4 protein-coding genes and 1 pseudogene are annotated in these 4396 nt (G+C 40.6%); 1 reads left to right on the top strand and 4 read right to left on the bottom strand.

The genetic code is table 11. The features are described 5' to 3' along the window. The 3 genes and pseudogenes from C1I38_RS14410 to C1I38_RS03480 all read right to left on the bottom strand — a co-directional run. Window positions 1-169 (bottom strand): annotated as a pseudogene (locus tag C1I38_RS14410) (pceC); the annotation flags it as partial. 38 nt (window positions 170-207) lie between these two features. Beyond that, window positions 208-510, bottom strand: coding sequence for a dehalogenase (locus C1I38_RS03485; RefSeq protein WP_119776278.1), 303 nt, complete (start codon window positions 508-510; stop codon window positions 208-210). An 18-nt stretch (window positions 511-528) separates the two neighbouring features. Further along, window positions 529-1881: a reductive dehalogenase gene (locus tag C1I38_RS03480; RefSeq protein ID WP_119776277.1), complete on the bottom strand. Its 1353-nt coding sequence runs from the start codon at window positions 1879-1881 to the stop codon at window positions 529-531. A 372-nt stretch (window positions 1882-2253) separates the two neighbouring features. Here C1I38_RS03480 and C1I38_RS03475 point away from each other — a divergent pair, with 372 nt between their 5' ends. Beyond that, window positions 2254-2937 carry a Crp/Fnr family transcriptional regulator gene (locus tag C1I38_RS03475; protein ID WP_119776274.1) on the top strand — a complete coding sequence of 228 codons (684 nt, stop codon included), beginning with the start codon at window positions 2254-2256 and terminating at the stop codon, window positions 2935-2937. Between the two features lie 441 nt (window positions 2938-3378). Here C1I38_RS03475 and C1I38_RS03470 read toward each other — a convergent pair whose 3' ends face one another. Further along, window positions 3379-4395: a 4Fe-4S binding protein gene (locus C1I38_RS03470; protein WP_243109285.1), complete on the bottom strand. Its 1017-nt coding sequence runs from the start codon at window positions 4393-4395 to the stop codon at window positions 3379-3381. Between the last annotated feature and the right edge of the window lies 1 nt (window position 4396).

Genomic DNA, 4396 nt, shown 5'->3' with positions numbered 1-4396 from the left:
CGTATATAACAGGGGAAGACGCAATCTTTTGAAAAGATTGCGCTTCCGGAAAAACTTGATTCATAAACGGTATGATATCGTTATCTGTATGAGTCCAACTCAAACCTAACGTTAGGAAGAATATAACTGTTGCTGAAAGAACGATTATTTTTTTTGCTAGGTTTTTCATTTCTTGCTCCCGTTACGTTAATATCTGTTTGATTGAAATTATGCGGCCTCTACTTTATCAGCTTTCTTTTTGGAGGGTATCAAAGAATTTAACCGTACCGTAACGATAATGAAGACAAGGAGAATTGCTCCGAAGATTAACAGCCCCATGCCTGCGGCCTGCATCTCACCTTCGCCGATGCTGCTGACGATCCAAGCCAGAGTAAATCCTCCCCAAAGTACAGAGATCACAGTTAAAATCCAGCGGTTTACGGACATTTTCCCTGTAGCCTGGAATTTGATGTATACAAACCATATGGATGATGCCATCAGTGCCCCTAAGATTAACCAGAAGACAATCATATTACCTTTCCTCCATTCTTATTTATTCCAGAAGTTCTTAACTGCATCTGGAACGATTATTTTCCCATACCCGAACAAATCGTCGAAAAACCTCAGGAGCGGTTTTGCCGGAGTCCTTGTTGCTAGTTTCGCTAAATCATGGTGCCATTCCTGGGTTGGTTTGTTGTAGGGGCAGACTTTAATACAAACTCCGCAGTCACTGCCGACTTCTCCCCATTGGGTCATGCACTTCACTCCATCTACCGCCCACTTTTTGACTCCCGGATTGGTTGATTCCTTTACTTTGAAACTTGGTTCATCATCATGGGATATTGCTTGGGAAGGACAGGCATCCGCGCATTTCTTACAAGTCTTGCAAAATTTCATCGCTCCGAAGCTAATCGGTTTATCAATGGCCAAATCCATATCCACGAAGGTTTTACATATCCGCTGTCTAGGTCCGAATTCCGGCGAGATCATAATACCGATCCTGCTGAGTTCCCCTAGTCCGGCCTGAATAGCTAAGGGGACGCTTAAAGCCGTATCGTTGGAACAAGGTATGCACTGGTAGCCTAATGTCCTGATAAATGTAGCCAACTTACGGGAGGTAACACCCATATTGGAGTAGATATTAGCCGAAGAGGCTGTTTGGGGCAAGGCCGGGGCAGTCTGATAGCCGTCGTAATCCATTTCAAGAATCATTACAATCACATGGCTAGGCGTAAACGGAAGCTTATTGGGAATAGGACTATTCGGATTCGGATGGTTCGGATCAGCAGCCGCAACCGGATCCATGACCTCAGAATAGACCCACCGTTCATCATAGGGGGCAATCCCCACTTTACTTGCTCCAAAATACATAGCGGCTTTTTTAATTATAGCGCTTGCAGCTTCAGGGCTTTCAAACTTATACTTGGTAGGATTTACGTCACTACCCCAATTTGGATTTACTTCACCTTTCCAAGAAAAGAGCCCTATCGATTGGTAACTTAAGGTTGCCTGATAATGATTGATATCCTGTTCAATGGCCCATGAGCCGTTATCTAAAGCAACTTCAAGCTGAGTCCAGCCCGGTCCGCCAGTTTGCGGTATTGCCCCCATCCTTTTTCCAAAATATTTTGCACCTCCGGGGCAAGTTAAAACCGGAGATAACCTAGTGTAACTATACCGCTGATAGTCAGTGGAGATTTCCACCGGCATCGTATCATGCTGTACAATATCTGCAGCATCTGCGACGCCGTTTCCTCCTGTTAATTCAGAACCGAACAGTGCCGTTCCAGTCGCTCCAACTCCTAATCCAAGTGAAGTTTTTAAGAATCCCCGTCTGCTGAGTTTTGTGGATAATACTTTTTTTTCTTTTTTCGCGTCAGATTTTTCATTACCCAACTCCATCGTCATCTCCTCCTAATAGAATTTGTTTTTAAAATAAGATCTTATTTGCCTTTAAGATATCATTTTTTCTAAAAAAAGATACGAGTATGAACTACAGGTGTAGTCTGTACAACACCAATTTATTTTTAAATGAGCTATAATTACTTTGAATATTAATACCAGGTATGAACAGAATAACGACAGTGAAAATCATTTCGAAATTAAAACAAATGAAATAATTGAACAGATCAACGGATATTACCATATCAAAGACATCCGTCGATTGCGGAAGTATCAACAAAATATCAAAAACAATTTATGCAAAACTAATGTAGCGTTAAATGAATTTTTATTATAATTAAGCATGGACTAATTTATCTGGGAGTTGATTTTGTGAAAGAATCCTTCGGACAATTTCCTAGAATTTACAGGCTTGAAAACATTCCCGAGGCACTCATTGGAAGAGAAACAGAAGTCTTTTACAAAAAAAATACGATTATTGTATCTCCAGGTGATGTCTTAGAAGGCTTTTATTATATAAAAAAAGGCAGGGTAATCGCCTTTGAATACTTTCCAAAAGGCAATGAAGAAATTTTGTCCATTCTCGAAGAGCGCAGTATCTTTTTAGAGTCTAATGTCCTTTTAAAAGTACCTGCTTTCTGTTATTTTAAAACGTTGGAGGATACCTTTGTAAATTTTGTAAAACGTGAAGATCTTCTGGAATTATTGGCCAAAGATTTAAACGTTACTCTTTATGTTATAGAATCTATTGCCATGAAATTGTACTCTCATGTTAACCATGCGGATGAAATACTCTATTATGATTCGGAATGGAGAATCTGCAACCTATTATTAACTTTCGCCGATAATTTTGGGGGAAAAGAGGACAAAAAAATAAGGCTGAATATTAAAACCAGCCAGCAGTTTATTAGTAATTTACTGGGTATTAACAGAATAACTACTACGAAAGTTATTTCAAAACTGAAACAAATGAAATTAATTGAACAGACTGATGGGTATTACTATATCAAAGACATTCAACGATTACGGGAGCATCAAAAAAATATTATTATCTAGAGGTTTTTCTAACCTCTCCACAACCGACCTAAGTTTTTTGAAAGCCTCTCCTGTTTCAAGGAAGCGTTGGAAGCTTTTTGGGCAATCGTTTCTCTTCCTGACTGATTCATTATTGGCTGTCGAGATTTCATTAATTGGGCTAAATTCTGAATCGCTTGGTTAAGTTCTGCCGAGATAGTACTAGTCTCGCCTGATATCGTTTTAATCCGTTTAAATCCTTGACTAACATAAAATGACCTGGGCTGAAAGCCCAAGTTATAGAGATTTATGATACAGATAATTTTTATACACTTTAGTTTGAATCTTTGATTAAGAAATAAAGTGATAAGCCCGCCATTCACTTATCACAATCATAACGGCGACAGCCGATATCAATACAATAAATAATAAATCCCCTAAGCTTAATTTGCTTTTCATTCTTTGACCTCGATGTTATTCATTTTATTTTTCTAAAATCCCCATGATATATCTCCTGGGACGCAAAATGATCTCATTGAGTATCAACCCCGGACAAAAGAACCTGCACCAGAATCTGCTGATGAAGAAAGAACTAAAAATCACCACCGGCAAAATAAGCCACTGGATACCGAATCCCTGCCGGCCAAACAAAGTGGCGAATGGCTCATAACCGGCAAAACTCGGTGACTTCGTCAGGAATGCCCCTATCAGTGCCAGGTATATGAGTATATATCTTATTTTAGCCGCTTTGGCTTCGATTGCTTTATTACAGCATTTGAATTTACCGCCGCCTACTTTTGCTGTTATTTCCTGCAAAGCGCCAAACGGGCAAAGCCAGAAACAGTAAATATTCTTTCCTATTATAAAGGTAATCACCGGGATCCCGATTAAGAGGATATACCAGACCAGGTTTTCACGGATTGACGGCAAATTCCCCATGAAAAGTGCGGCTATATTTGCCATCGAAATCGGTGTATTGTATTGGAAGCCAATGAAGACTAAACTGCCTATCAGGGCAATCCAGCGCAGTTTTCTCTGTTTGAATGCGACGCCAATTACCGTCAGGATCACCAAAGCGATAACCGCAGTTTCCTTTGCCCCGAACTTAAACGGTTCAACCTCATCCTTCACATTGAGCCTGAACTCGCCCCTGGCTACGGCATGGCTTCCCTGGGAAATGGCCTTGGCAATCCCCCGGGAAGAAAAAGTAGCGCCCGATATACGGTCGATATCTTTGTTAATGGACAAGGGGTCCGTGATGTCTTTGCCGATGAATTTCTCCAGGTATTTCTGGTCGATGACTTTATCAATAAAGGATGGCGTATCCTTATGGGCGGCAATAACCGTCCCGACAATTTTTCCTTTGAGGTCAATTCCGGTGACCATTTTAACCGGTCCTCCATAAGCAACCGCTTGCTCGATTACGACGTAACCTATTTTTTCTTCCCTGCCGTTTTGATCTTTCGTTATCCCTTCGTATATAACAGGGGAAGACGCAATC

The organism is Dehalobacter sp. 12DCB1 (assembly GCF_004343605.1).
Lineage (GTDB): Bacteria > Bacillota > Desulfitobacteriia > Desulfitobacteriales > Syntrophobotulaceae > Dehalobacter.
Note: the sequence above shows the minus strand (reverse complement) of the source record. Positions and strands in the feature narration are given on the sequence as shown.

Excerpts from the sequence above, each read along its gene's own strand:
- C1I38_RS03485 (WP_119776278.1), bottom strand. The coding sequence starts at position 510 with ATGATTGTCTTCTGGTTAATCTTAGGGGCACTGATGGCATCATCCATA.
- C1I38_RS03480 (WP_119776277.1), bottom strand. The coding sequence starts at position 1,881 with ATGGAGTTGGGTAATGAAAAATCTGACGCGAAAAAAGAAAAAAAAGTA.